The 26310-nt window shown below is 72.5% G+C and carries 19 protein-coding genes; 6 read left to right on the forward strand and 13 right to left on the reverse strand.

Features of this window, described 5'->3' with window-relative positions; translation table 11 throughout:
- Positions 1 to 58: 58 nt before the first annotated feature.
- The 3 genes from WME96_RS00285 to WME96_RS00295 all read right to left on the reverse strand — a co-directional run bounded on the left by WME96_RS00285 (position 59) and on the right by WME96_RS00295 (position 3860).
- Positions 59 to 952 carry a hypothetical protein gene (locus WME96_RS00285; RefSeq protein ID WP_437288183.1) on the reverse strand — a complete coding sequence of 298 codons (894 nt, stop codon included), beginning with the start codon at positions 950 to 952 and terminating at the stop codon, positions 59 to 61.
- Positions 953 to 1125: 173 nt separating this feature from the next.
- Positions 1126 to 1983, reverse strand: coding sequence for a hypothetical protein (locus WME96_RS00290; protein WP_437288184.1), 858 nt, complete (start codon positions 1981 to 1983; stop codon positions 1126 to 1128).
- Positions 1984 to 2129: 146 nt separating this feature from the next.
- Positions 2130 to 3860 carry a hypothetical protein gene (locus WME96_RS00295; protein WP_437288185.1) on the reverse strand — a complete coding sequence of 577 codons (1731 nt, stop codon included), beginning with the start codon at positions 3858 to 3860 and terminating at the stop codon, positions 2130 to 2132.
- An 80-nt stretch (positions 3861 to 3940) separates the two neighbouring features.
- On the opposite strand from WME96_RS00295, the gene WME96_RS00300 reads away from it, so the two are divergent.
- Both WME96_RS00300 and WME96_RS00305 read left to right on the forward strand, forming a co-directional pair.
- On the forward strand, positions 3941 to 5272 hold the full coding sequence (locus WME96_RS00300) for a hypothetical protein (protein ID WP_437288186.1): 1332 nt from the start codon (positions 3941 to 3943) through the stop codon (positions 5270 to 5272).
- A gap of 177 nt (positions 5273 to 5449) precedes the next feature.
- The gene (locus WME96_RS00305) at positions 5450 to 9214 is read left to right on the forward strand and encodes a lamin tail domain-containing protein (protein WP_437288187.1); all 3765 of its coding nucleotides are present in this window, start codon (positions 5450 to 5452) and stop codon (positions 9212 to 9214) included.
- A 149-nt stretch (positions 9215 to 9363) separates the two neighbouring features.
- Here WME96_RS00305 and WME96_RS00310 read toward each other — a convergent pair whose 3' ends face one another.
- From WME96_RS00310 to WME96_RS00335, 6 genes are all read right to left on the reverse strand, one after another.
- On the reverse strand, positions 9364 to 9990 hold the full coding sequence (locus WME96_RS00310; protein ID WP_437288188.1) for a hypothetical protein: 627 nt from the start codon (positions 9988 to 9990) through the stop codon (positions 9364 to 9366).
- A gap of 568 nt (positions 9991 to 10558) precedes the next feature.
- Complete coding sequence (locus tag WME96_RS00315; protein ID WP_437288189.1) at positions 10559 to 12226, reverse strand: SBBP repeat-containing protein; 1668 nt, start codon at positions 12224 to 12226, stop codon at positions 10559 to 10561.
- Positions 12226 to 13221, reverse strand: coding sequence for a tetratricopeptide repeat protein (locus WME96_RS00320; RefSeq protein WP_437288190.1), 996 nt, complete (start codon positions 13219 to 13221; stop codon positions 12226 to 12228). Before WME96_RS00320 ends, WME96_RS00315 begins: the two co-directional genes overlap by 1 nt.
- 8 nt (positions 13222 to 13229) lie before the next feature.
- Positions 13230 to 14744 (reverse strand): protein kinase domain-containing protein, encoded by a 1515-nt coding sequence (locus tag WME96_RS00325; RefSeq protein WP_437288191.1) that lies wholly within the window; start codon positions 14742 to 14744, stop codon positions 13230 to 13232.
- 273 nt (positions 14745 to 15017) lie between these two features.
- A complete protein-coding gene (locus WME96_RS00330) occupies positions 15018 to 16373 on the reverse strand; it encodes a cyclic nucleotide-binding domain-containing protein (RefSeq protein ID WP_437288192.1) in 1356 nt (451 codons plus the stop codon).
- Between the two features lie 144 nt (positions 16374 to 16517).
- Complete coding sequence (locus WME96_RS00335; RefSeq protein ID WP_437288193.1) at positions 16518 to 17192, reverse strand: dienelactone hydrolase family protein; 675 nt, start codon at positions 17190 to 17192, stop codon at positions 16518 to 16520.
- 173 nt (positions 17193 to 17365) lie between these two features.
- Between WME96_RS00335 and WME96_RS00340 the strand changes: the two genes are divergently transcribed.
- Positions 17366 to 18148: a hypothetical protein gene (locus WME96_RS00340; protein ID WP_437288194.1), complete on the forward strand. Its 783-nt coding sequence runs from the start codon at positions 17366 to 17368 to the stop codon at positions 18146 to 18148.
- A gap of 53 nt (positions 18149 to 18201) precedes the next feature.
- On the opposite strand, the gene WME96_RS00345 is transcribed toward WME96_RS00340, so the two are convergent.
- The 4 genes from WME96_RS00345 to WME96_RS00360 all read right to left on the reverse strand — a co-directional run bounded on the left by WME96_RS00345 (position 18202) and on the right by WME96_RS00360 (position 22904).
- Entirely contained in the window at positions 18202 to 19053 is an 852-nt protein-coding gene (locus WME96_RS00345; RefSeq protein WP_437288195.1) for a hypothetical protein, read from the reverse strand.
- A 110-nt stretch (positions 19054 to 19163) separates the two neighbouring features.
- Complete coding sequence (locus WME96_RS00350) at positions 19164 to 20228, reverse strand: PLP-dependent aminotransferase family protein (RefSeq protein ID WP_437288196.1); 1065 nt, start codon at positions 20226 to 20228, stop codon at positions 19164 to 19166.
- 611 nt (positions 20229 to 20839) lie between these two features.
- Entirely contained in the window at positions 20840 to 21838 is a 999-nt protein-coding gene (locus WME96_RS00355) for a cellulose binding domain-containing protein (RefSeq protein WP_437288197.1), read from the reverse strand.
- A 244-nt stretch (positions 21839 to 22082) separates the two neighbouring features.
- Entirely contained in the window at positions 22083 to 22904 is an 822-nt protein-coding gene (locus WME96_RS00360; RefSeq protein ID WP_437288198.1) for a nucleotidyltransferase domain-containing protein, read from the reverse strand.
- A gap of 227 nt (positions 22905 to 23131) precedes the next feature.
- On the opposite strand from WME96_RS00360, the gene WME96_RS00365 reads away from it, so the two are divergent.
- Genes WME96_RS00365 through WME96_RS00375 form a run of 3 tightly spaced genes read left to right on the forward strand, consistent with a single transcriptional unit; the run spans position 23132 to position 26285 of the window.
- A complete protein-coding gene (locus WME96_RS00365) occupies positions 23132 to 24271 on the forward strand; it encodes a sugar ABC transporter substrate-binding protein (RefSeq protein WP_437288199.1) in 1140 nt (379 codons plus the stop codon).
- A gap of 23 nt (positions 24272 to 24294) precedes the next feature.
- Complete coding sequence (locus WME96_RS00370; protein WP_437288200.1) at positions 24295 to 25065, forward strand: ATP-binding cassette domain-containing protein; 771 nt, start codon at positions 24295 to 24297, stop codon at positions 25063 to 25065.
- On the forward strand, positions 25065 to 26285 hold the full coding sequence (locus tag WME96_RS00375) for a sugar ABC transporter permease (RefSeq protein ID WP_437288201.1): 1221 nt from the start codon (positions 25065 to 25067) through the stop codon (positions 26283 to 26285). The genes WME96_RS00370 and WME96_RS00375 overlap by 1 nt, the downstream gene beginning before the upstream one ends.
- Positions 26286 to 26310: the final 25 nt, after the last annotated feature.

A 26310-nucleotide genomic window follows, 5' to 3' on the forward strand; every position in this document is an offset into this window, starting at 1 on the left:
GCCTTTCGCCCGCGCGCTCCCTGTCCGCGCAGCCTACGACGGGCGGCGGGGGGCGCGCTCAGAACCTGTGGCCGACGGCGAGCCGCAGCGTGGCGATCTTGTCCTCGGCGAGGCCGAAGCCGAGCGACGGGTCGAGCGCGACGAGCAGCCCGGCCCGGCCGTAGAGGGCGGATTTCGCCGGCGCGTAGACGACGAACGGCTCCAGCGCGACCTGCGCGAGGTCCTCCTGGGTGAGCGTCAGCGCCGTCTGCAGCCGCAGGCCGCCGCCGAAGGCGCCCTGCGTGCGCAGCTCGAGCTCGTTCGATTGCTCGAGCACGAGCTCGGTGTCGCCCCCGCTGGTCGGGAGGGCGAGCATCACCGCGGCGTCCGCGCGGTAGACGAGCCGCGTGGCGAGCTCGGTCTCGATGCCGCCGCGGACCCTCATGGGAAAGTGCTGGGGGATGAGCCGGTGCAGGTCGAAGAAGGCGCGCGCCGGGAGCGTCGCCTGGAGCGTGGCGCGCGCGTCGGCGTTGGGGTCGCTGAGGACGGGGAGCGAGAGCGAGCCGCCGAGGAAGACGGCGAGCTTGCGCGAGAGGTCGCGCGCGTAGTGGGCGCCGAGCGTGGGGTTGCCGAAGAGGAGGCTGCCGGCGCTGCTGCTCTCGTCGACGCCGAGCCGCGTCGACCGGAACGAGGCGGAGACGCTGCCGTAGGCGAGCGGGAGCTCCGCGTCGAGGTGGAGCCGGCCGCGCCACGCGAGCTGGCCGATGAGCGCGAAGCTCAGGCCGAAGGTGCTCACCTCGGCGTCGACGTCGTCCATGGACCAGTCGGCCGACTTGCTCAGGACGTCGAGCTCGAGCTCCGCGCGGGAGCCCTGGGATTGGACCCAACCGTTCTTCTCTGCCGGGGCGGCCGACGGCGCCGCGAGCCACAGCGAGAGCAGGACGGCGGAGGAGAGCAGCGGTTTCGCGTTCAATCAGGCCCGGCTGCGATGACTAACACGCCTCGGCGCTTCTGTGGCCGCCGAACGGCGCCGTCCGCGGCCGCGAGATGGCATATCGGCCGAGGTGCGCGGGGGATGAAGGGAGATGTCGTGGCGCGCTGCGGGCGGCGCGCGCGCCCGGAGGACGGCCGGCGCGGGGAGGCGCGCTACGACCTGCGCGGGGCAGGCCGGCTCGATCCGGACGCGGGCGCCCCCTGCTTGGCGGAGCCGGCGGGGGCCGACGCAGGCGCCTCGTCCTCGTCGCTGTCGTCGTCCTCGTCGCCCTCGTCTTCGTCATCCTCCTCGTCAGCGTCGTCCTCGTCCTCGCTGTCGCCCTCGAAGAGCAGGGAAGGAGCGCCATCGCTGCCGTGCTCCGCGAAGATCGCGTCGGCGGCGATCACGAGCTCCTCCAGGCGCTCCGCGTCGACCGGGCCGTACGCCGCGAGCGCCATGACGCGGTCCTGCACGAACAGCCACGCGTCCGGGAAGTCGCGCAGCGCATCGCGGGCGCGGGTCGAGAGCCACCGGCCGATGGCCTTCGCCTCGGCCCCCTCGACGAGGAACTGCTCCATGAACTCCGGGTCCTTCTTGAACTGGATGCCCGTGTTCGGGGCGCGGCTGCCGTCGACGACGGGCAGCGGGCACACGGTGAGCCGGGGCGCGGGCTTGGCGAGCTTGGCGAGGACGACCTGGTACTCGCTGCCGTTCTTCGCGTCCGGCCCGACGACGGCGACATAGGCGAGCTTCGGGACGAGCTCGTACCGGGCGATGACGCCGCCGCCGCCCGTCTCCTGCAGCATCCGCTCGAGGCTGGACGGCGCGGAGCGCACCGGACGCGGGCCGGCGACCTCGGCGGTCGTCTTCCGGCCGTGCGCCCCGGACCGGCGCTCGGTCGGCTTCGGGGTCATCAGCGCGCGCCACCGCACGAGCTCGGCGTCGCGCCGCGACTCGTGCCGACCGCGCAAGCCGGTCAGGTACCAGACGACGAGCAACGCGAGGGGACCTACGTACCAGAGCCAGGGCATGGGGCGGCGATGCTAGCAAACCTCACGCACCGACGGTGGGGTCGCGTGGCGCGATGGTGGGGTCGCGTGGCGCGATGGTGGGGTCGCGCGCACCGGCGGGGCGGCGGCGGCGCTCGGGGCGCGGCCGCCGCGGGGGGCGGCCGCGCTCAGGGGGCGGCGGCCGCGGGGGGCGGCGGCGCATCGGCGCGCCGCTCGAAGATGCACCAGTAGCCGTCCTTGCTGTGACGCACCATGCCGGCGACGTCGTAGACGCCCCGGAAGCGCCGGTCCTTGCGGAGCTTCTCCTGCGCCGGGAACGGGAGCTTGTCGCACGTGTCGGCGCCGCCGACGAACACGAAGTAGCGCGGCGCCTTGTCGAACACGCGCTGCACGTAGCCAGGGCCGGTCTTGTGCGTGTAACCGCCCGGGAGCTTGGAGATCACCGGGTCGACCAGCCCGAGCAGGTCGAGCACCGGATAGTCGGTCGCGTACCCGATGTACCCGATGTCGCCCACCGCGACCTCGCCGGGCTGGCCGTGCTGCAGGAACCACGCGGCCGCGCCGCCGGCGGCGCTGTCCCAGAACCGCTTGTCGTCGTCGAGGATCCGGTGCTGCGCGCGGTCGATCCGCTGCGCCCGGAAGGCGCCCAGCGCGACGATGCAGCCGGCCACGAGCAGCCCGGCGCCCGCGGCGAGGGCGAGGCCGGCGCCCGCGCGCGCGTGTCCCGGTTGCGCGCGGGCCGCGAGCGCGGGGAGCATCGGCTCGAGCAGCGAGCGCGCGCCGAGGCCCGCGAGGAGGAAGCAGAACGGCTCGAACGGGCTCATGAAGCGGTAGAACGGCATCCAGTCGCCGCCGACGAGGAGCACGTAGCCGGCCACCGCGAGCGCGAGGGCCCCGACGCACAGCGCGTCGCGGTGCCGCGAGACGATCGCCACACAGAGGCCGAAGAGCGCGAGCAGGAGCACCGGCCACGTGTGCTCGACGTACTCGCCGATGTAGTGCCGCCCGCCGGCGAGCTGCTGGGCGAGGCTCCCGGTCTTGGCGCTCAGCGTGTTCGGCAGCCACGTGCCGTAGTAGCTGTGCCGCCAGAGCATGTGGAGCGCGATGGGCGCGGCGAAGACGACGCCGCGCAGGATGTTCTGCCGCCCGAAGAAGCGCAGGCCGAGGAAGAGCATCGGGATGCCGAGGAACATCGGCGCCTCGGGGCGCGTCAGGCCGGCCAGCCCGAAGACGAGGCCCGAATACGGGAAGCCGGTCCCCCGGTCGCGCTCGCGGAACATCATCTCTGTGCCGGCGAGGACGAGCAGCACGAAGAGCGGCGTCTCCAGGCCGAAGACGGCATATCCGCTCTGCACGATCGAGCTCGCGAACAGCCACGTGGCGATGCACGGGATCGCGCCGAGCGGGCGCAGCCGGTTCGCGAGCAGGTAGAGCGCGCCGAGCGAGCCGCAGGCGGCGAGCCCGCCGAGCACCTTCGCGAGGACGTCGGGGTCGAGGCCGACCTTGATGCCGGCCGCGAGCAGCACGGTCCAGAGGAAGTTCGTGTACCCCTCGATGCGCTCGCCGGCGTTGTAGACGAGCCCGAGGCCCCGGGCGAAATTGCGCGCGTAGCGGTACGAAATGTACGCGTCGTCGATCGTGAACGAGCGCACCCGCACCATGTTCGCGACGAGGAGGACGGCCGGCAGCACGAGGCCGATCGCGAGGTGCAGGCGGCCGGAGAGCGGCGCGCCGCTCAGCCATTCGCGCAAGCTGCGGGCGGGAGGCGCCTCTCGCTCGCCGCCGCCCGCCTCGTCCACCTCGCCGTCCGGAGGGGCGACGTCGACGCGCCCGCGCTCGTCGTCCAGTTCCAGCCCGGGTCCCCGCCCTTGTTCGATCTCTTGTTCCAGGGAAGCCATGCGACGCGTTTCCCTAGCATGGACGCTTCTTGCCGGGGTCGTTTCTTGGTCGAGGTGCGCGCGCCAGCTATCCTCGAAACATGCGTACAGCCATTGTCGCTCTTACCGCCTCCTCCGCGCTCTTCGTCGCGCCGCCCGCGCTGGGAGCGCAGGGCGTCCCGTGCAGCTTCTATGGCGTCGACCCCGGCGCGGCCGTCAAGGCGGGGAAGGTGATCCTCGACGAGGACCGCGTGGAGCAGCTCGCGCGCGCGGGCGCGGGCGCCGTGCGCGTCGAGTTCCAGCTCGACGGTGACGACGCGTGGGACGACGACAAGCTCGACGAGTACGAGGCCGTCATCGACGCCGTGCTCGACGCGGGCCTCGAGCCGCTCGGGCTGCTCTCCCACCGCGCGGTCCGGGGAGGACAGGACCGCTGGAACGACGACCGCGACGGGGACGGCAACAACCGCTATGTGGAAGAGTTCGCCGACACGGCAGAGGCGCTCATGACGCGGTTCGCCGGAGACGTCGTCCGCTGGGAGATCTGGAGTCAGCCGAACTGCGCGGTGAACCGCGACGCCGCGGCCGACCCAGCGAACGCCGGCTGCACCTACGTCCTGCCGCGCGTGCTCGCGCAGATCCTCGCCCAGATCCGCGTCCGCAACGAGGCGCTCTTCAACGCCGGCGAGCTCTCGCTGATCACGGGCGGCCTGCTCGTCTCGGACGACGCCCAGGTGCCGTCTCCACCGGTCGATTACCTGCGCGAGCTCTACGACCAGCGCGTTTGGGACGACCTCGAGGCGACCTACGGCGAGCGGTATCCGTGGACCTACGTCGGTCATCAGATGTTCGTGAGCCAGTTCGGCGAGATCGATCCCGCCGCGATCACCGGCTATCTGGACGAGGTGCGCGACGTCGCCGTGCAGGCGGGGGACGAGAGCGCGGGCGTCGTGACAGGGATGGCGTGGGCGACGGGGCTCGTCGGCGAGGAGCGCCAGGCGGCGAACCTGACCGCAGCCTTCGATCTCCTGTCGGCGCGGAAGGACATCGCCGGCGTGGTCTGGGCCGGCTTCCAGGACGCGGTGAGCGACGACGCGTCCTTTGGCCTCGTGGACGAGACCGGCGCCGCCAAGCTCGCGCTCGCCGCGCTCCGCGCGTCGGCCAACGGCTGCGAGCCCGGGGAAGGTGAGGCGCCGGGGGGCGGCAGCGGTAACGGGGGCAACGGGTCGAGCGGCGGCGTGAGCGGCTCCCCGGTGCAACCCGTCGGCAACGGCACCGGGGGGCGGCCGATCGATGGAAAGCGGCGGGAAAGCGCGTGCAGCCTCGCCGCCGGCGCGCCCGGCGGCCTCGGAGGGCAGACGGATGTGGGCTGGCTCGCGTTGTTTGGCGTCGGTGGGCTCGCCCTCCGATGCAGGCGCTCACGGCGGATCTGACGGGCTCGTCACGTAACGGAAACAGCGGCGGGCGCTGGCATCGCCTACATTAACGGCATGCCTCACACGTCGGTGCGCTTCGCGCGGCTGATGGCCGTGCTCGTGGGCCTTTTGTTCTTCAATGGCTGCGGGGACGACGGCGGGGGGCAATACCCTTCCGGTATATGCGGCGACGGCGTGGTCGACGCGGGGGAGGTGTGCGACGACGGCAATACGGCGGACGGCGACGGCTGCTCGCCGACATGCCAGCTCGAGGAGTCGCCGAAGTTCGGCTGCGGCGACGGCGCGCTCGACCCGGGCGAGCAATGCGACGACGACAACACGGCGGACGGCGACGGCTGCTCGGCGGAGTGCCAGATCGAGGTGCCCCCGCGCTGCGGCGACGGCGCGCTCGACCCGGGCGAGCAATGCGACGACGGGAACGTGGCGGGGGGGGACGGCTGCGAGGGCGACTGCACGAAGACGCCGCCCCGGGAGATCGTGTGCGAGGAGCTGGCGCCGCTCGGGGAGGGGACGTGCGAGGTCGTCCCCGGCGCGGGCGCCACGCTGATCCGGGGCGTCGTGCTCACGCCGGGCACGGTGCTCCGCGGCGGGCGGGTGCTCGTCGACGAGCGAGGGGAGATCGCGTGCGTCGGCTGCGACTGCGAGGCGGCGGGCGCGACGGAGATCACGTGTCCGAGCGGCGTCGTCTCCCCGGCGCTGATCAACACGCACGACCACATCACGTTCACGCAGAACAGCCCGTATACGCCGACCGAGGAGCGCTACGAGCACCGGCACGACTGGCGCACCGGCAACAACGAGCACACGTCGATCGACACCCCCGGCTCGGCCAACCAGGCGCAGATCCGGTGGGGCGAGCTCCGCTTCCTGATGGGCGGCGCCACGTCGATCGTCGGCGCCGGGAGCGCGACCGGGCTGCTCCGGAACCTGGACCGGGCCGACCAGGAAGGCCTGGGACAGAAGCCGGTCAACTTCGACACCTTCCCGCTCGACGACTCGAGCGGCCGCGAGCTCGCGAGCGGCTGCGGGTACTCGGGCGGCATGGTGACGCGGGAGGACATCGCGGGAGAGGACGCCTATTGCCCGCACGTCGCCGAGGGGATCGAGGCGTCGGCGCGCAACGAGTTCGTCTGTCTGCAGACCGCGCCGAACGACGTGCTGCTGCCGCAGAGCGCGTACATCCACGGCATCGGCCTGACCGCGCTCGATTACGCGGCCATGGCGGTGAACGGCACGGCGCTCATCTGGTCTCCGCGCTCCAACATCACCCTCTACGGCGACACCGCGGTCGTCACCGCGGCCTCCCGCCTCGGGGTGCAGATCGCGCTGGGCACCGACTGGATCGCGACCGGCTCGATGAACCTCCTGCGCGAGCTCCGGTGCGCGGCGTCGCTCAACGAGACGTACTACGACGGCTTCTTCACCGACGAGGAGCTGTGGACGATGGTGACCGGGAACGCCGCCGCGATCACCGCCACGGACGACGCGATCGGCGCGCTCGCCGCGGGAAAGGTCGCGGACATCGCGATCTTCGACGGCGCAGAGCGCGACGGCCACCGCGCGATCGTCGCGGCCGAGCCGCAGGACGTCGTCCTCGTGATGCGCGGCGGGAAGGTCCTCTACGGCGACGCGGCCGTCGTGTCCGCGGTCAGGGGCGAGGAGGCGTGCGACGCGCTCGATGTGTGCGGCGCCTCCAAGCAGGTCTGCCTGCAGGACGAGATCGGGATGACGCTGGCGGAGCTCGAGGAGGCGGCGGGCGAGATCTACCCGGCCTTCTTCTGCGGCGAGCCCGAGCGCGAGCCGCTGTGCACGCCGTCCCGGGCCGCGACCGCGCCCGTGAACGCCTCGGTGAACGGCTCGACCGTGTACACCGGGGAGCCGACGGACGACGATCGCGACGGCGACGGCATCGCCAACGACGCGGACAACTGCCCCGGCGTCTTCAACCCCGTCCGGCCGCTCGACGACGGGGCCCAGGCCGACTTCGACGGCGACGGCGAGGGCGACGCCTGCGACGCGTGCCCGCTCGACGCGGGCAGCGAGGTCTGCTCGGAGCTGAACCCGGACGACAGCGACAACGACGGCGTGCTGAACGAGGCGGACAACTGCCCTGGCCGCCAGAACGCCGAGCAGGCCGACATGGACGGCGACGGCAAGGGCGACCCGTGCGACGCCTGCCCGGCGGAGGCGAACCCGGGGGCGCGGGGCTGCACGGTGTCGATCTACGACATCAAGAACGGCACGGTCGCCGAGGGCGCGACGGTGGCCCTGCAGAACGCCCTCGTGACCGGGCGGCACGGCAGCGGCTTCTTCGTGCAGGTGAAGCCGGGCGATCCGGGCTACACGGCGGCGGCTTACTCGGGCGTCTACGTGTACAGCCCGGAGAACGCCGTGAAGGTGGGCGATCGCGTGCGGATCACGAGCGCGGTGGTCTCGACCTTCTACGGCCAGATCCAGCTCGGCTCCGCGGTGACCGAGGTGGTCGCGTCGCTCGGGGAGGCGCCGCCGGCGCCCGAGCGCGTCGCGCCGGCGGACATCGCCACCGGCGGCCCGCGCGCGGCCGAGCTCGAGGGGGTCCTGGTCGAGGTGGAGGACGTCGCCGTGATCGGGCTCGACGCCATGTACTACGAGTTCATCGTCGCGGGCGATCTGCGCGTGGACGACCTCCTGTACAGGGCGGCGCCGTTCCCCGCTGTCGGCCACGAATTCGCGCGGATCCGCGGCATTCTCACGTTCCGCAACGACAACTCGAAGGTGGAGCCGCGCGGCGCCGAGGACCTGGTCTTGGGCCCTCCACGTCTCGCGGCGTTCGGGCCGGCGGCGTCGTTCGCGTACGTCGGACAGGCCGCCGCGCCGGCTCTGCCGGAGCCGCTCGCGGTGACGCTCTCCTGGCCTGCGCCGGCCGACACGTTCGTGGCGGTGGCGTCGGAGGATCCGGCGCTCGTGGTGGTGGGCGGCGGCGTGACCGTGCCCGCGGGCGCCGTGAGCGCCCCCGTGCTGCTCGACGGCGTGGCGGCGGCCGAGGCGGTGACGCTCACGGCCACGCTCGGCGACGGGAGCCTGACCGCGACGGTGCGCGTCCTCGACCCGGCCGAGGAGCCGGCGCTGGCCTCGCTCGAGCCTGCCTCGGCCGAGGTGGCGCCCGGCGGCACGGTGTCGTTCACCGTGACGCTCGACATCCCGGCGCCGCCGGGGGGCACCCTCGTGGAGCTCGCGCTCGACCCGGCGGACGCTGGCACCCTCCCTGCATCGGTCACGGTCCCGGGCGGGCAGCAGAGCGCCACGTTCGACTACGTGGACGGCGGCTCGGCGGCCGGCGCCACGGTGACCGCGACGCTCGGATCGAGCTCGCTCACCGCCACGGTCGGGACCGTGACGGCCACGGGAGGGCTCGTGATCAACGAGGTCGACTACGATCAGGCGATGACCGACGGGGCCGAGTTCATCGAGATCTACAACGGCACCGGCGCGCCGGTGGACCTCGCCGGTCACGCGCTCGTGCTGGTCAACGGGAACGGCAACGCCGTCTACGAGACGTTCGACCTGGGCCCTGCCGGGACGCTCGCGGCGGGCCAGTACCTCGTCGTCGGCAGCACGGCCGTCGCGGTGCCGGAAGGCGCGCTGAAGATCGATTTCGACGGCGGGCAGACCGACCGGGTGCAGAACGGGGCCCCCGACGGGATCGCGCTCATGAACACCGCCACGGGGAGCCTGATCGACGCGCTCTCCTACGAGGGGGCCATCACCGCTGTCGCGATCGAGGGCACCACCGTGAGCCTCGTCGAGGGCACCTTCCTGCCGGTTTCGGTGGCGGACAGCAACTCGGCTGCCATGCCCGGCTCTCTCTGCCGCCTGCCCAACGGGACGGACACGAACGAGGCCGCCTCGGACTGGGCCTTCTCCGCGACCATGACGCCCGGCGCGGCGAACGTGCCGTGAGCCTCGGCCGAGGCGCCGCGCTCCCCGCGCGGCGCGCCTCGGCCGCGCGCCGCTTCCCCGGTCCGGCCGCGCGGCCCTCGCCGCGCGGGCCTCGCCGGCGCCTCCGTCCTGTCAGTTTCGTCTGGAGAGGATGAGCCGCGAGCCAGGGCTCACAGGCAGCCGCAGAGCGGGTCGCCCTGCTTGCACACGCACTTGCCGGCCTTCTTCGCCGACGCCCCTGCGCGGGCGCCCCGCGTGGCCGCCGCCATCGCCGCCCGGCCGCGCTTGACCCCGACGGCCTTCGCCGGGAGCGGGAGCTTCGACGCCTTCGCGTCGACCTCCTGCTCCTCATCCCCGCCGGCGGCCTTCGCCTCCTCCGCGGCCTTGTACGCGGCGAACGCCTTCTGCGCCTTCTCCGCGTCGCTCTTGGCGGTCTCGAGCGCGAGGGTCAGCTCGGAGATCTTCTTGTTGCGCTCCTCGATATCGAGGTTGAGCTGCGCGATCCGGTCCTGCTCGGCGATGCGGGCGGCCACCGCCTCGGCCTGGGCGGCCTCGGCCTGCTGGACCTTGCCCGCGAAGGTGGTGACCGCCACCGCCGCCGCGGCCGCCATGATCAGCCCCATCCCGAACACGAGCCGATTCCGCCGCTTCTGCCGCACCCCCTGGGCGAGCGCCTCGAGCTCGCGATCCAGGTCCCCCGTCATCGACATGGGCGGCACGCTCGCCGCCACCGGCGCGATGCTGGGGGGCGCATGTTGGTAGTAACGCGCTCCCGGGCCGTCTTGGTTGTTGATCATCGCGCGAGACCTCCTCCTCTTCCTCCGTGAGCGACCCCTCGCGAGGCAAGTGTGGTGCCAGGTGCGACGAACCCGCCATTCGTGAACGTTCACGCTCCGGCGAGCGAGCGCAGCGTCGGGGCGCGGCGTTTGCGGCGCTCGAGCGGCGAGCCGCGGTGGAGGGAGCGAGTCGCGGTTGATCCGGGTGGATCAATCGTGCTGGTACACGGAGCGCTCACCCGGACTGCGTTGTGTTCCCCTGGTCCAACCGATGTCCTGCCCCTGCTCGGCGTATTGATCCACTGTGCCTGTTGACCGAACAGCGATGGAGATCCGCTGATGCTCGATGAGGCACAATGCATCTCTCTCAGCGCATCGCCTCCGAGCCGGGTCATCGCTTCACGCGAAAGCCTCTCTCGGACAGCAGCACAATGATTGTTCGGGATTGGCCTGATGGCGTTTTCCTAGCTGAACCTTCTATCGCACCTGGCCCGCGTGTGCGTCGCAGCGGCGAGCCGCTCGGCAGCCGCGCGCGCGACATCCGGGCGCGATCGCGGGCCGGCGCGGCGCGCTCGGCGCGGCGTGGACGTCAGGGCTGCAGCCTGGCGACGAGCGCGTCCTGGCCCGTGACGCTCGTCAGGGGATCGCCCCCGAGATCGATGCTGCCGCTGAAGTTGCCGGTCAACGCGATGTTCCCCAGCGGGTCCACGGCGACGGCCGCGGCGCGCTGCTCCCCTCCGTCGCCGAACGACGTCGCCCAGAGCGTCTCGCCGTCGGCCGGCGCGAGCTTCGCCACGAAGGCGTCGAAGCCGCCGTTCGACGTGAGGAGCCGCTTCTTGAAATCGATCCTGCTCTCGAAGTCTCCGACCAGGAGGACGTTGCCCGCCTGGTCGACCGCCACCCCGAGCGCTCGCTGATCCTCCCCGTCGCCGTAGGTATGGCTCCAGAGGTGCGTGCCGTCGCCCCTGAAGGCCGCGACGACCACGTCGGTCTCTCCGCCGTAGGGCAGGGGCAATCCGCCGACGCGGATCTCCCCCTTCGTGTTTCCCGCGACGGCGATGTTCCCGTCCTTGCCCACCGCGACGCTCGTGAACTCCTGATCCATTGTATCGCCGAAGCCCCTGGACCACAGCGGCACGCCCGTCGTCCCGTCGAGCTTCGCCACGAAGGCGTCGTGGCTCGTCGCGACATAGACGTCCTGTCCGAACCGCACCGTGCCGGCCACACGGCCGGCCACGACCACGTTGTCGTCGGGCGTGACGGCCACGTCGAGCGCGGCCTGAGGGCTCGTGTCGCCGAAATGGCTGTTCCAGACGTGGTGGCCCTCCGCGTCGATCTTCACGACGAAGATGTCCTCTCCGCCGCCGCCGCTCATCGTCGTCTCATCCAGCACGTTCGCCGAGTTGGAGAACATACCCGCGACGAAGATGTTGTTCTCCGAGTCCACCGCGACCCCGTACGCGTTATCGGAGTTCGGGCCGCTGATGCGCTTGATCCAGAGCAGGGTGCCGCCCGGGTCGAGCTTCGCCACGAACACGTCGCTGCCCTGGCTGGTGAACGTCGTCCCGTCGAAGTTGACGGTGCCCTCGAAATGACCGGCCACGATCACGTTGTCGTTCCGGTCGCGCGCCACCGCGCTGCAGAGATCCGTGCCCGACCCGCCGAACACCATGGGCCAGTCCCTCTGGCCGCGCTCGGGCGTGAGCTTCACGACGAAGCCGTCGGTCGAGCCGAGGCTATTGGCGAAGTCCGTCCGCCCGGAGAAGCTGCCGGCGACAAGGATGTTCCCCCCGCCGTCGAACGTGACGTCGAGGCCGCGCTGCTCGCCGCTGCCTCCGATCTGGACGCTCCACGTGGGCGCTCCGTCGCACGTGCCGCTGCCGCCGTCGCACGTCTCGTCCTCCGGCGTCGCGCAGTCCTCGGCCCCGGGGACCACCTGACGCTCGCACGTGCCGCCCTGTCGACAGCCGCCCTTGCACGCGCCGACTCCCTCGGTCCCGGCCGGGCCCTCATAGCAGGGCTCGCAGCCCCCGCCGCCCTCGGACGAGGTCGACGGCGCGCCGCCCTGGCCGCCGACGCCGCCCGCGCCGCCCTCGGCGCCTGCGCCGCCCGCGCCGCCCGCGCCGCCCCCGCCGCCTTGCGCGGCGGTGCCTCCGCCGCCGGTGTTCGCCAGGAGGACGCCCTTGTCGAAGCACCCGACCAGCGCGCCCGCCGCGCCGAGCGCGCCGCAAACGATCAGCAAACCGCTGCGTTCCATCAGAAGACCCCCGCGATCCCCGCGCCCCACGGCGATATCCACGCACGGGCCGCCGCGCCGCCGGGCTTCGGCGCCGAGGACGCGGACGGCACGGTGAGGAGCAGCGCGACGCCGCCCGCGGCGAGCACGCCGCCCACGATGAGCGACGGCGCGGGGACGAGGCGCACGCTGTTGTACGAGTCCAGCTTGTCGCGCGTCTGCGGCGTGTCAGGGCACTCGACCCGCCGGGAGCATCCGAGATCGATCAGATCGCCCCGCAGCGCGCTGGCGACGCCGAACGTGATGCCCCCGACGACGAGCCCGGCCGCGCCCGCGCCGACAGCGGTCCAGCCGAACACGCGCTGCGCGGTGTCCGGCGCGGCGCGGGCGGGCCGCGGGACGACAGCAGGGGGCTTCGGGGGGACGCCGGGGAACTCGAGCGTGACCGCCGACTCGTTGCGCTCGGGCAGCGCGATCTCCTGCCGGACGACGCGGCCAGCCCACGCGCCCTCGACGACGTGCTTGCCCGGATCGACGGGCCGGCTGACCCCCACGAGCGCGGGCGGCACCACCTTGCCGTCGATGGTGATCTGCACCTCGCGCTCCGGGGCGCCGCGCACCCCGACAGCGAGCTTCGGGATCCGCGGCTTGAGATCGTTGTACGCCTTCTCGGCGTCGGCGACCGCCGTCCTGAACACGTCGCTGGCCGAGGCGTCGAGCTGCATGCGGCTCACCTGCAGGTAGCGCTCGGAGGCCTCGATGAGCCGCCCGAGCCGCTCGAGGCAGCGCGCCGCATACAGGCCGATGGTGGGCGCCTGGATCAGCTCGTCGGCGCGCCCCAGCTTGTCGAGCGCCGCCGCGTAGTCGCCCTTGTCGAAGAGGGCGAGGCCCTCTTCCGCGAGGGCCCGGGCGGCGTTCACGGTGGCGGGGTCGACGTCGGCGGCCCGCGAAGGCGCCGCGAGCGCGAGCGCGAGCGCGATGATTGCGGTCCCAAGGGCCCTCGATCGACCGTTCATTCGCTTTCTCAGAAGCCGAGACGCTTGTCCGCGGAGGCCGCCGTGCCGGCGGCCGGCGGCGAGCCCGCGGGCGCGCCCTGCGTCCTGGTCCGCTGCGCGGAGGAGGCAGCCTTGCCCTGCCGCGCGGGCGCTGAAGCGCCGGACAGCGCGCGCGACGTCCACGTCGCGGCCGGATCGGGGGCGGGGGCGCCGCGAGCGCGCGCGGAGCCCTCCTCGCGCGCGGGCGTCACGGCGGTCGCGCCGCTCGGCTCCGGGGAGCGCGCGACCTCGGGCGCCTCCCTGGCGGGAGCCGCCTCGGCCGAGGGGCCGTCATTCGTCTGCGCCGCGGGCGTCGGCGCGGCGGGCGTCGGCGCGTTGATCGCCACCGGCGGCGACTCCGCGCGGGGCGGCTGCTCGGGCGCGGCCCGGCCGCTGTCCGGCGCGCCCCGGCCCACGAAGAGCCACACGCCGACGACCGAGGCCGCGAGGCCGAGCGCGACGGCGACCGGCGCGGTGCGGCGGGGCCTCCAGTCGACCTCGGCCTCCTCGAGGACGAGGCTCGGCTGCGGGGCCGCGTCGCCGCTCGGCGGGCCGGAGACCGGCGGCGCCGAGGCGGGCGGGACCGAGACCGGCCCGGCGAGCACGCCGGACGCCAGCGAGGCCCTGCCGACCTCCTGCGCCTCGCCCGGCAGGAGCGCGGCGCGCAGGGCGTCGGCCATCGCGGTGGCCGACGGGAAGCGCGCGCCCGGATCGCGGCTGCACGCCTGCAGGAACCACTCGTCGAACGCCGGCGGCACGGGCCCGGGCGCGACCCGCGAGGGGACGGGCAGCGGCTCACTGCATATCTCGAGGATCATCGCGCCAGGCGCCTCGGCCGTGATCGCGGCCCGGCCGCACACGCATTCGAAGGCGATGACGCCGAGCGCCCACAGGTCCGACCGGTAATCGACGGACGCGCCCTGGGCCTGCTCGGGGCTCATGTACGGGAGCGTCCCGATCAGCACGCCCGCCTGCGTGCCCATGCCCTCGTTGCCGTACAGGGGCGTCTTCGCGACGCCGAAATCGAGGACCTTGGCCACCTCGCGGTCGTCGTCGCGGGCGAGGAAGATGTTCTCGGGCTTGAGGTCGCGGTGGACGATGCCGGCGTCGTGGGCCTTGCGCACCGCGCGCGCGACGTCGGCGAAGATGCGCGCCGTGTCGGCCGGGGAGAGCGGGCCGACGCGCTCGATCCGGTGCGAGAGATCCTCGCCCTCGAGGAGCTCCATCGCGATGAACGGGACGTCGTTGTCGACGCCGTGATCGAGGATCTGCACGACGTTCGGGCTGCGGAGCACCGCCGCCGCCTGCGCCTCCTGGTAGAAGCGCGCGCGGACCGCCTCGTCCTTCGCGTACAGCGGGCCGAGCATCTTGATCGCGACAGGCGACCCGAGCGTGAGATCGTCCGCGCGCCAGACGGTGCCCATGCTGCCCGAGCTGAGAGGGCGGATCAGCCGATACCGGCCGACCAGCACCTGCCCCTCCAGCCCGAACGCGTTCGTCGTCATTGTCGCAGGACCTGTGTGCGCGCGTGGCCTACCCTACGCTGGTGATTGTTCAGTGCTGTTCAACAACAACGACAGATAGACTGAAAGTCTACGAGGTATAGCGCGAGGCGTCAATCGGCCCACGCGCCGCGTGCTCTCAGGACGCTGCTAGAGCACCGAACAGGTTGAAACGCCGTGCAGGAGAGAGTTTGAACCACAGCGGCACAGGGGGAACAACAACAAAAACTCTGCGCAACCGTCGTTCATTTCTGGTCTTTCGGGCCGGGCGGTACTCTATATCAACACGAAGTCCTCGGCCACGGAGACCTCCTCGGCCATGATGCTCGTGGTCTCGTCGTCGCGCTGGACGGCGAGCTTGTAGAGTTGCGCCAGCACGGCCGGGTGATCCTCGACCAGACCCATGAACTCGGTGGACGGCAGGTAGAGCGCCACGGTGGGGTGGACGGCGATGACGTCCGCGTTCGCCGCGCGTCGCAGGACCATGGCGATCTCGCCGGCGACGTCGCCGGGGCCGAGGGTCGAGAGCACGAGCGGCTCGCCGCGGGGGCCGTCGGCGGCGTCGCGCCGGACCACGGCGACCTCGCCGGAGGCGATGAGGAACAGGCCGGGGGGCCGCTCATCCTGGACGAGCAGGCGCTCGTTCTTCTCGAACGTCCGCGTGCGGAACCGCTTCACGAGCACGGGCCTGTCGGCCTCCGGGACGACGCGGAGCACGTCGCTCATGCGGACGAGGTTCTCCACCATGCGGTCGCGGCAGTAGTCGGCGAGCTCGGCGCTGACCTCGGGCTCGCGCTGCGCGATATCGTCGATCGCGTCGCGCTTCACCTCGAGCACGATGGACGGCCGCGTGGCGACGACGCTCCCGGTGCGCGGGGCGCGCGACAGGAGCGCCATCTCGCCGAACATCGCGCCGTTCGTGAGCCGGGCGAGGACGATCTCCTCGCTCCCGCGGCGGCGGCGCGCCTCGAGCTCGCCGCGCGCCACGAAGTAGGCCTCGCTGCGCGCCGCGCCCTGCTCGATGACGGTCGTCCCCGCCGCCACCCAGACCGGCGTGAACGCCGCGCAGAGCGCGCGGAGCGCGTCGCGCCCGACGGCCGAGAAGACCGGCTGGGGCGCGATGCCGGGGTGGTCGGCCTGGGCGGCGAGCCTGCGGGTCGCGTCGTGGATGATCTCGGTCGCCTTGTTGAGCAGGAGCGCCCCGGTGAGCACGGCGGGGAGCGGCTGGAACGCCTCCGCGGTGGGCAGGGGCGGCGGCGGCGGCGCGCCCTCGCCGAGCCGCGGCGAGTCCTTGCAGAACGACGCGGCGATGAGGTCGAGCCCGGGCCCTGGATCGCCGCCGAAGCGCTCGCTCTCGCGCGCGGCCGCGACGGCGAGCGGCAGGTTCTCGAGGTCGATCGCGCGGACGACCGCGGTGGAGCACGCCTCGCGCGCGGTCTCGTGCCGGTTCAGCTCGCCGAGGAGGCGCCCGCAGAGGCAGAGCGCCGACGGCATGGTCGGATCGTGGCGGACCAGCGCCGCGGCCCATCGGAGCGCCGCGTCGCGCTCTCCTGCGAGCGCGAGCGAGAGCGCTCGGTCGATCGGCGACTCCGCCTGCTGCGTTGAGCCCGGGAGCACCGGGGGGAGGGCCATGTAAGCGTGTATATCAGGGTTCGTTGCGCGACGGCAAAGAAGGCCGATGCGGCGGCGCGGCGCCGGCCCGGCGCGCCGAGCCGGGGAGGCAATGGCGGCGAGGCGTCCGCGCGCGCCCAGCCGGCGAGGGCCGCGCCGGCGCGCTCAGCCGAGCTGCTGCTTCAGGAACTCGATGCTCCGTTCCCAGGCGATCTTGGCCGCGTCGGGGTTGTACACCTCGGGGCGCGTGTCGTTCGCGAACGCGTGGTCGGCGTCGTAGACGTGGAGCTCCATGGACTGGCCCCGCGCGGTGAGCTCCTTCCGGATCGCCTCGGCGGCGGCCGGCGTCGCCCACGCGTCGCGCGCGGCGAAATGGGCGAGGATCGGCGCCTTGACGCGCGCGTAGTCGGGGGCAGGGCTCGGGACGCCGTAAAAGGGGACCACGGCCGCGAGCTCGGGGACGGTCGCCGCGGCGGCGAAGCTCAGCGCGCCGCCCATGCAGAACCCGATGACGCCCACCTTGCCGTTCGACCGCTCGTGCGCCGCGAGGAAGCGCGCCGCGCCGGCGATCTCCTCGAGGGCGCGGGGCTTGTCGAGCTCGGTCATGAGCCGGTTGGCCTCGGCCGGGTCGCTGGTGATCTTGCCGTGGTAGAGGTCGGGCGCGAGGGCGATGAACCCCGCGGCGCCGAGGCGGTCGAGCAGCGAGCGGATGTGGTCGTTCAGGCCCCACCACTCCTGGATCAGGACGACGGCGGGCGCCTTGCCGGCCTGCTTCGGCCAGACGATCTCGCCGGTCGCCGAGGACCCGTTCTTCGCGGGGAATGAAACCTTCTCGGACATGCGACTCCTCCCTTTCAGGCGGGACCGGCGCGCGCCGCTCCCTGTGAACGATCGGGGATCCGGCTTACACCATCCCCTCTGGCGCGGCGCAGGATAACCGTCCCCCCAACATCGCGCACCGCGATCTGCCGGGCGCGCTCCTCGCCGGCGCGCCGGCGAGCTAGATTGACCGCGTGGATCCGCTGGCGGAGCGATGGAGGCGAGCCGTCTCTTCCCTGAAGGAGCTCCGGCTGCGGGTCGCCTACGTGCGGAGCGAGCTGCTGCGCGACGACCTCCCCTCCATCGCCCGCGCGCTCGACGACCTCTGTCGCGACGCGGAGCAGGCCAGTCCCGTCGCGCGCGACGTGCTCGGCGCCGCCGTGCCGGTCCTCGCCGATCCGGCGCTCTCCGAGCGCGTCGAGCAGCTCCGCGAGCTCGCCGCCTCGGGCGCGCTCCTGTCGCTGTCGCGGCTCCTGCGCCGCAAGCCGCGGCGGCACGAGGCGCAGTCGACGTCGCCGGCGCCCGACGAGCGCCACGTCGCCGCGTCGGGCGCCGGCCGCGCGCTCACGCTCGGCGAGCGGCGCGCGCTCGCGCGGCGGCCGACGCGCGCCGCGTTCGACGCCCTGCTCCGGGACCCGCACCCGCTCGTCATCCGCAACCTGCTCGGGAACCCGCGCCTCACCGAGGACGACGTCGTCCGCCTCGCGGCGCGGCGCCCGGCGATCCCGGAGGTCGTGACCGAGATCGCGCGGCACCCGGAGTGGCCCCAGCGCTCGCGGGTGCGCATGGCGATCGTGCAGAACCCGGGCGCGCCGCCGGAGATCGCGGTGCCCATGGTGCGTCTGCTGCTGCGGCCCGAGCTCATGCAGCTCGTGGCGGCGCCGGACGTGCCCGCCGTCGTCCGCGCCGCGGCGCGGGAGCTGCTCGAGCGCCGCCCGCCCGTCCCGCACAAGCCGGGCGGCGCGCTCGAGCAGTGAGCGTCCCCGCGGCCAGCGAGCGCCCCCGCGGCGATGCCCCCCGGGCAGCCCGGTCACCGCCGTGACGGGCCGCGGCGCCGCGCACGCCGCGCCGCCGCGAGGGCGAGCGCCGCCGCGAGGGCGGGCAGCGCGCCGCGCGCGGGGGCGGCGGCGTGCGCGCAGGACGCCGTCGAGGCGCCGCCCGCGGGCGCAGGAGGCCTCGCGCGGGCCGGGAGGCTCGTGGCCGCGCACGGCGCGCCGAGGTCGGGCGCCGTCCAGCCCTGGTGGAACGCCGCCACGCGCTCCACGGGGTCGTCGACGTTGCTCGTGTCGTCGCTCGGCTCCTCGCCGACGGCGATCCAGAGCCGCACGCGGCGCTCCTCGGGGCTCCACGCGACCAGGTGATAGCGCCCGCTCTCCGGCACCTCGATCCGCCGCTCGAGGAGGAGCCAGGAGCGGGCCTCGGTCAAGGGATCGCGGACCACCGTCGGGGCGCCCACGCTCGCGGTCGTGAAGATCCGCGCGCCGCGGCCCGCGGGCGCCTCGAAGGGCAGCGCCGCCGCCCGCGGCAATCCGGGGCCGAGCAGCGCGAGCGACGGGCGCTCGCGGCGGAGCGCGGCGATCGCCGGCGTGCCGAGCTGCACGAGCAGCGAATCTCCCCGCGCGGCCTCGAATTCGAGCCACACAGGGCGGCTCGGACAACCGAGCTCGGAATATACGATGCGAGAAGGGTGGATATCGGAGAACTCGAGCGCCTCCTCGGCGCGCGCGTGATCTCCGTAATCGAAGAAGATCTCCCGTGCGCGCGCGCGGGACGCGGACGCGAGGAGCGCCGCCAGCGCCGCGAGGAGCGGGGTGATCCACGCGAGCCGCGCGCGTCGCGCGGTCCTCCCGACCAGCGTCGAGCGGCGGTGTGCGGTGCTCATGTCCCCCGGCGATCTCTGGGGCGAGCGACCGCGTTGTCCACGCCGGCCGAGCGGCGCCCGCGCGGAGGACGCTTATTGGCCGGGAAGAAACGGAAGACGCCGAGAGGAGGTCAAGCCACCTCGGCCCAGCACCTCGCCAGGCGGCGCACGCCCTCGTCCAGCTCCTCGTCGCGCGACACGGACGAGAAGCACAGGCGCAGGGCGAACGGCCGGACCGCGCCGCTCGCCCGGAACAGCGAGCCCGGGTCGAAGGCGACGCCGTGCTCGATGGCGGCGGCCAGGAAGAACGCCTCGTTCGGCTCGGCGTCGGGCTCGACCCAGATCGCGAATCCGCCGGCCGGCGCCTCGAACCGCCAGCCGGGCAGGTACCGGCGGAGCGCCTGCTCCATGCGGGCGGCCCGGCGTGCATAGAACTCCCGCAGGCGCACGAGCCGCTGATCGAAGTCCTCGTTGCGGAGGTAGTCCTCGAGGATGGCCTGCGGCAGGCTGGCGGCTTGCAGATCGGCGGCCTGCTTCAGCTTGAGGACATCGGCCCGGAGCGCGCGCGGCGGCACCAGCCAGCCGACGCGCAGCCCGGGGCACAGCGTCTTCGAGAAGGTCCCCACGTGGAACACGCGATCGGGCGCCTCGGCCAGGAGCGGGCGCGGGGCGGCGCCGTCGAAGCAGAGATCGGCGTAGGCGTCGTCCTCGATGATGGGGCGGAGCGTCGAGAGGACCTTTGCGCGCTCGTGAGCCGACAGCCTGCGTCCGCGCGGGTTCGAGATCGCGGGCATGAGGTAATAGGCGTCCGCGTGGCTCCTGTCGTCGACGACGTTCATGCCGAGCGCCTGGAACAGATCGATCGCGCCGGGGTAGCTCTCGGCGTCGACGCCGATCCTGGCGCCTGGCCCGCGGACCATCTGCGCCGCGAGGGACACGGCCTGCTGCGCGCCGCTCGTCACGATGATGTCGTCCCGGGCGACGTTGGCGCCGCGCCGGCGGAGCTGCCCGGCGATCCACGAGCGCAGGTCCTCGTCCCCCTCGGGCCAGCCGTACTGGAGCGCCGGGCAGCTCGGGGTCTGGAGCGCGCGGACGAACGAAGCCGCGAGCTTCGAGCGCGGGAACTCCCCCGGCGCGGGCAGCCCGCCGGCGAAGCTGATGAGGCCAGGCGTGTCGGCGGCCCGCCGCTTCAGCATCTCGAACCCGTCGAGGCCGAACCGCGGTCCGCTCCGCGGCGGTTCGCTCGGTGTCGGGGCCGGCGATGGCCGGGTGTGGGACGATGGAGGGGAATTGAATGCGAGCGCGGTGGCGTTCATAAATCGGGATCCGAGCGGATCCCATTCAAGGATGGTGCCGTCTGCGCTGTCCGTCTCCAGACGGAGCGGACGACCTCGTGAACGACGGCAGGACGTAATTGCCTGGAAAATTGGTTACACGGCCGCGACCTCGGACGGGCGAGGGCGTGTGCAGGGTGTGGCGCGAGCGCGCGCCGTGACAGCCTGCCACGGGGCACCGCCGGGCGCGCGGGGGCGCGCCGGGCGCGTGACACGCCCTGGAAAACCAGATGTCATGGTCGGGCGGGCCAGGGATAGGCCCTGAACTCCCTGTCCGGAGCTCGCAGCGCTTCGACGCCTGGCGACCGGGTAAGCGAGATGTGGGCCATACGGCCGAACCCGACGACAGCCCCCCTCGCGGTGGAGGAGGCGCGCGCGGCCAGATTCCAGGAGATCCGGGGAGGAGAACGTCAGAACGGGGAGGCGAACGTCGGGGACGTGCCGAGCGGTTCCCGGCCTGACAGGTGCGGGGGCTACGGCTCTGTGCCCCAGGCGAGCTCGCCGTCGCGGTAGGCGGTCATCTGCTCCCAGGGCGCGAAGGCGGTCAGCGTCGCGTCGAAGGAGTAGTCGTTGGTCTGCGTCATGGTTTCGTAGGTCGCGCTGTGGATGCGGATCTGCACCTCTCCTGACGTGGCGCCCGGGGCGAGGTTGCCGGCGGCCGAGGAGAAGCTGAGCTCGAGGTAGCGATCGGCCTCGGTGCCAGACGTCGTGGCGAACGTCGGGGTGATGCCGGCGCACCCGCCGGGGATCGGCGTGAAATCACATTCGCCCACGAACGCCGATGTGGCGCCGTCCGCCGTGAACCAGTAGCGGATCGTCACGTCGCTGAGGGCGATGGCCTCGTCTCCGGTGTTCCTGACCTGGACCCTGAACGACAGGCCCTGGACCCTGGCGGCGGTCTCCCGGACGGCATACTGCACCTCGAGCTCGCCCGTGGGGCCGCCGCCGGTGGAGGCGCTCGTGGTGGTGCTCGTGGCGCTACCGCCGCCGCCGCTGGACGCGCTCGTGGTGGAGCTGACCGAGCTGCTCGCCGTGGTGGAGCTGACCGAGCTGCTCGCCGTGGTGGAGCTGACCGAGCTGCTCGCCGTGGTGGAGCTGACCGAGCTGCTCGCCGTGGTGCTGACCGAGCTGCTCGCCGTGGTGCTGGTGACATCGGCACCGCCGTCGCCTCCAGCCCCGCCGGCGCCGCCGAGTCCCCCGGCCCCACCGTCGCCGCCGGTGCTCGCGGAGCTGCTCGTCGCGGAGCTGCTCGTCGTCGACACCGTGGAGCCCGCGCTACCCGAGCTGGAGGAGGTCACCCCCACCGAGCTGGAGGAAGTCACCCCCACCGAGCTGGAGCTGGCGACGTTCCCGCCACCCGCGCTCTCGCCCTCCAGATTCTGGCCTTCGGCGCACGCCGCGAGCACCAGGAGGGAGACGGCAGAGAGCGTGATGGACGTCGTAGGGCCGAGCAGAGACGCACACCTCGGCATCGGTCGCATCTTGATTACTCCTGCGAGCGCCCGACCAGGTCCGAAGGTCGAACGGAAAGAAGTTGAGACCGGCAGTTTAGCCAGATCCACTTGGCACCAGCAAGGGGTTTGCGTAGGAACTTTCTGCTGGTACCAGAACGCTTTGCCACCTGAGTTCGGCGCGAGTTTGCGTGTGTTTCGCGCTACGCGGACGTTGCCGGCGACATCGAGAGCTTCTCCCTCTCTGGTGTCCGCTGAGTCCGCCTCACGCGTCTTCCAGCGGAGGCGGCGCGTGGAGCCAGTTGAGCTCGGAGTCATCCATGAAGCGCGTCTGCCACTGGGCGGGTCTATCCCAGTCGCGAAACGAGAGCACCGCCTGGAAGAACGCCTCGCCCGTGCGCTTGCCCGGCGCCTCGATCAGCGCGTCGGCGAGGCGGAGGAGATCCTCGGGCTTCTCGGGCGCGTCCGTCACGAAGGCCCTCACCCACTTGTGGTACGGATACAGGATGCGGTTGTGCGCCAGGATCAGCCGGTATCCGAAGAGGACCGCGCGACACGCGGCCCAGTTCAGGAGATAGCGGTTGTCGTGCTGCTCGGCTGACTCGACGTAATAGCGCATCGCCTCGAGCTGGGCGATGAAGCCCTGCATCTTGTGAGCGCGCTCGTGCTCCGGGTACGTCGCGATCGCGCGCACCAGCTCGTCCACCCTGTCGATCTCCGGGCGCCGCGACCACGCGACCATCGCGCCCAGGAACGCCGCGCGCGCCGGCTCGCTGCCGCGGTCACGGACCTTCCGGAGGAAGTCGTGGGTGACGATCTTGCCGTCCACGTACCCGCCTGGATAGTCCACGAGGCCTTCGTCGCTGGCGCAGTAGACCAGCGCGCCGGTCGCCCGACGCCGCTCGTGCTCCTCGTCGGTGACAACCCAGCAGAAGTCGACGTCGGACGTCTCTTTCCCCAGGCCCTTCGCCTGCGAACCGCCGATGATGATCGCCACGGAGCACGGGTCCGCGCTCAAGCGCTCGACGAGGCGCGAGACGGTCCGGAGATGGTGCGCTTGGAAGTTCGGTTCTCGCATCGAGGCCATTCACCCTTCTTTCACCGGGGAAGTCCGCCGCCCGGAAGCTCGCCGTACGGTAGCGCCGACGCCGAGAAATTTCTCGGGTCGACGGGGGCGATGTCGCCGACGCTGACGCCGGCGACACCCGCGGTGACAGCACGCGTCATGCCTCCACGGGCACCCCGCTATGGACGGCAAGCTCCAGTGAGGGTATAGGTCGGGCCCGCGGCAGTTCACGTTCAGGGGAAAAGTTCATGAAGACCAATGCGATCAGCGGTCGACTGGGCGCGTGGGCCCTGAGTGCCCTCGTCTTGACCTCGTGCTCTCAGAAACAAGAGGGCGCGGGCGACAAGGGCGCAGCCGCGGGCGACAAGGGCGCAGCCGCGGGCGACAAGGCCAGCAAGCCGGCCGAGATCAAGATTGCCCTCCTCCTCCCGGAGTCGAAGACGGCGCGTTACGAGTCCAAGGACCGCCCCTTCTTCGAGGCCAAGATCAAGGCCCTCTGTCCGGACTGCCAGATCCTCGCGAGCAACGCGAACCAGGACGCGTCGCAGCAGCAGGCCCAGGCCGAGGCGGCGCTCACCAACGGCGCCCGCGTGCTCGTCCTCGACGCGGTCGACAGCGCCTCGGCGGCCGTGATCGCGACCAAGGCCAAGGCCCAGAAGGTGCCTGTCATCGCCTACGACCGCCTCGTCCCCGGGACGGACGCCATCGACTACTACGTCTCGTTCGACAACGAGTCCGTGGGCAGGCTCCAGGGCGAGTCGCTGCTCACCGCGCTCGGCAACAAGCCGACCGCGCGCGTGGTGATGATCAACGGGGCGGCGACCGACAACAACGGGATGCTGTTCAAGAAGGGGGCGCACAGCGCGCTCGACGGCAAGGCCCAGATCGTCAAGGAGTACGACACGCCGGACTGGAGCCCCGACAAGGCGCAGGACCAGATGACCCAGGCGCTCACCGCGCTGAACAACCAGGTCGACGGCGTGTACGCGGCCAACGACGGGACCGCGGGCGGGGCGATCGCCGCGATGAAGGCCGCCGGCATCAAGCCCCTTCCGCCCGTGACGGGCCAGGACGCCGAGCTCGCCGCCGTCCAGCGGATCCTCCTCGGGGAGCAGTACATGACAGTGTACAAGGCGATCAAGCCGCAGGCGGAGGCCGCGGCGGTGATCGCGTACCACCTCGCCACGGGCAAGCCCGTGCCCACCGACATCACCGGCGGCAAGACGGTCGACAACGGGAAGAAGGAGGTCCCCTCGGTGCTCCTCGTGCCGCTCGCGGTCACCAGGGAGAACCTGAAGGACACGGTCATCGCCGACGCCTTCTGGTCGAGCGAGCAGATCTGCACGAACCAGTACGCCGAGGCCTGCAAGGCGGCGGGCATCCTCTAGGTCCGGAGCTCCCCGGGGCGCCCATGAGCACCGCGCAGCGAACTCCGATCCTCGAACTGCGCGGCATCAGGAAGCGGTTCGGCGCGGTCCAGGCCCTCTCGGGGGTCGACCTCGAGGTCTTCCCGGGCGAGGTCGTGGCACTCGTCGGGGACAACGGGGCCGGCAAATCGACCCTGATCAAGACCATCGCGGGCATCTTCCCGCCCGACGGCGGCGAGATGCGGTTCGCCGGGCAGCCCGTCGCGCTGCGAGGGCCCAAGGACGCTTCGCGGCTCGGGATCGCGACCGTGTATCAGGATCTCGCGCTGTGCGACAACCTCGATGTGGTCGCGAACCTGTTCCTGGGCAGGGAGGAGATCGACCCCGTCTCGCGGACCATGAACGAAGAGCACATGGAGCAGCGCGCGCTCCAGGTGCTGAGGACGCTCAACGTGAACATCCCTGTCGTCCGCGCGCCGATCGCCGCGCTGTCGGGCGGACAGCGGCAGTCCGTGGCCGTGGCGCGCGCGGTCATGGGGGAGGCCAAGCTCGTCATGCTCGATGAGCCCACCGCCGCCCTCGGCGTCGCCCAGACCCGGCAGGTCCTCGAGCTCATCACGCGCCTCAAGCAGCAGGGGCTGGGCGTCCTCGTCATCAGCCACAACCTCGCCGACGTCTTCCAGGTCTCGGACCGCATCGTCGTGCTCCGCCTCGGCCAGCTCGCCGGCGTGTTTGCCACGAGCGCCGCCTCGCGCGAGCAGGTCGTCGGCAGGATCACGGGCGCAGACGTCGCGGAGCCACGGAGGGCAGGGTGATGGGTGTTTCGGGACAGACCGGCGAGATGGCGGCCCCCGCCCCGCCGGAGGCGGGCAGCCTCTCGGCGATCGCCCGGCGCCTGCGCCAGGGGGACGCGAGCTCGCTGCCGGTGCTCCTCGGGCTCGTCCTCATCTGGGGCATCTTCGCTTCCCAGAACGAGAACTTCCTCTCGGCGCGCAACCTCACGAACCTGGTGCTGCAGATCGCCGCGATGGGGACGATCTCCGTGGGGATCGTGCTGGTCCTGCTGCTCGGCGAGATCGACCTCTCGGTCGGCGCGGTGAGCGGGATGAGCGCCGCGGTGATGGCGATCCTGAACGTGCAGCACGGGGTGAGCCCGGCGCTGTCGCTGCTCGCCGGGGTGGCGACCGGCGCGGCGATCGGGCTCGCGCAGGGGCTCTGGTTCACGCGGTTCCGGGTGCCGTCGTTCGTCGTCACGCTCGCGGGGCTCCTCGCGTGGCAGGGCGCCTTGCTGTGGGTGCTCGGCACGACGGGCACCGTGAACGTCTATGATCCGCTCATCTCGGGGCTGGCGGGGACGTTCCTGTCTCCCGCGCTCGGGTGGGCGCTCGGCGCTGTGTGCGTCGGGATGGTGATCGTCGGCCAGGCGATGACCTTGCGGCGCCGGGTCAGGGCCGGGCTCCCGCCGCTGTCGAGGGGCGCCATGGCGGCGCGCGTCGCGGGGGTGCTCGCGCTCGTGCCGGCCGTTGTCGGCCTGCTCAACGCGGACCGGGGGGTGCCGCTCGCGCTGCTGCTGCTGCTCGGCTTCGTGATCGGGTTCGACCTGCTGCTCCGGCGGACCCGGTTCGGGCGGCACATCCTCGCGGTGGGCGGCAACGCGGAGGCGGCGCGGCGCGCGGGGATCCGCGTGGACGCGATCCGCGTCGCCGTGTTCACGCTGTGCGGGGCGCTGGCGGCCGCGGGGGGCATCCTGGCCACGTCGCGGCTGCTCGCGGTCAACCAGTCGTCCGGGGGCGGCGACGTGCTGCTCAACGCGATCGCGGCGGCCGTGATCGGGGGGACGAGCCTGTTCGGGGGGCGAGGCACCGTGTGGTCGGCGCTGACCGGGGCGCTGCTGATCGGATCGATCTCGAACGGGATGGACCTGCTGGCGCTGCCGTCGTCGGTGAAGTTCATGGTCACCGGCGCGGCGCTCCTCGCGGCGGTGACGATCGACGCGATCGCGAGGTCCGGACGGCAGCCGGCCGGGCGGGGCTGAGCAGGGCGGCCGGGCGGGGCTGAGC

Source organism: Sorangium sp. So ce406 (assembly GCF_051474675.1).
In the GTDB taxonomy this organism is placed as follows: Bacteria; Myxococcota_A; Polyangia; order Polyangiales; family Polyangiaceae; genus Sorangium; species Sorangium cellulosum_G.

Coding starts and splice junctions, on each gene's coding strand:
- WME96_RS00320 (WP_437288190.1), bottom strand. CDS start 13,221: ATGAACGGTCGATCGAGGGCCCTTGGGACCGCAATCATCGCGCTCGCG.
- WME96_RS00350 (WP_437288196.1), bottom strand. CDS start 20,228: ATGCTGAAGCGGCGGGCCGCCGACACGCCTGGCCTCATCAGCTTCGCC.
- WME96_RS00315 (WP_437288189.1), bottom strand. CDS start 12,226: ATGGAACGCAGCGGTTTGCTGATCGTTTGCGGCGCGCTCGGCGCGGCG.
- WME96_RS00310 (WP_437288188.1), bottom strand. CDS start 9,990: ATGATCAACAACCAAGACGGCCCGGGAGCGCGTTACTACCAACATGCG.
- WME96_RS00360 (WP_437288198.1), bottom strand. CDS start 22,904: ATGGCCTCGATGCGAGAACCGAACTTCCAAGCGCACCATCTCCGGACC.
- WME96_RS00345 (WP_437288195.1), bottom strand. CDS start 19,053: ATGAGCACCGCACACCGCCGCTCGACGCTGGTCGGGAGGACCGCGCGA.
- WME96_RS00295 (WP_437288185.1), bottom strand. CDS start 3,860: ATGGCTTCCCTGGAACAAGAGATCGAACAAGGGCGGGGACCCGGGCTG.
- WME96_RS00365 (WP_437288199.1), top strand. CDS start 23,132: ATGAAGACCAATGCGATCAGCGGTCGACTGGGCGCGTGGGCCCTGAGT.
- WME96_RS00355 (WP_437288197.1), bottom strand. CDS start 21,838: ATGCCGAGGTGTGCGTCTCTGCTCGGCCCTACGACGTCCATCACGCTC.
- WME96_RS00325 (WP_437288191.1), bottom strand. CDS start 14,744: ATGACGACGAACGCGTTCGGGCTGGAGGGGCAGGTGCTGGTCGGCCGG.
- WME96_RS00300 (WP_437288186.1), top strand. CDS start 3,941: ATGCGTACAGCCATTGTCGCTCTTACCGCCTCCTCCGCGCTCTTCGTC.
- WME96_RS00370 (WP_437288200.1), top strand. CDS start 24,295: ATGAGCACCGCGCAGCGAACTCCGATCCTCGAACTGCGCGGCATCAGG.
- WME96_RS00290 (WP_437288184.1), bottom strand. CDS start 1,983: ATGCCCTGGCTCTGGTACGTAGGTCCCCTCGCGTTGCTCGTCGTCTGG.
- WME96_RS00335 (WP_437288193.1), bottom strand. CDS start 17,192: ATGTCCGAGAAGGTTTCATTCCCCGCGAAGAACGGGTCCTCGGCGACC.
- WME96_RS00330 (WP_437288192.1), bottom strand. CDS start 16,373: ATGGCCCTCCCCCCGGTGCTCCCGGGCTCAACGCAGCAGGCGGAGTCG.
- WME96_RS00375 (WP_437288201.1), top strand. CDS start 25,065: ATGGGTGTTTCGGGACAGACCGGCGAGATGGCGGCCCCCGCCCCGCCG.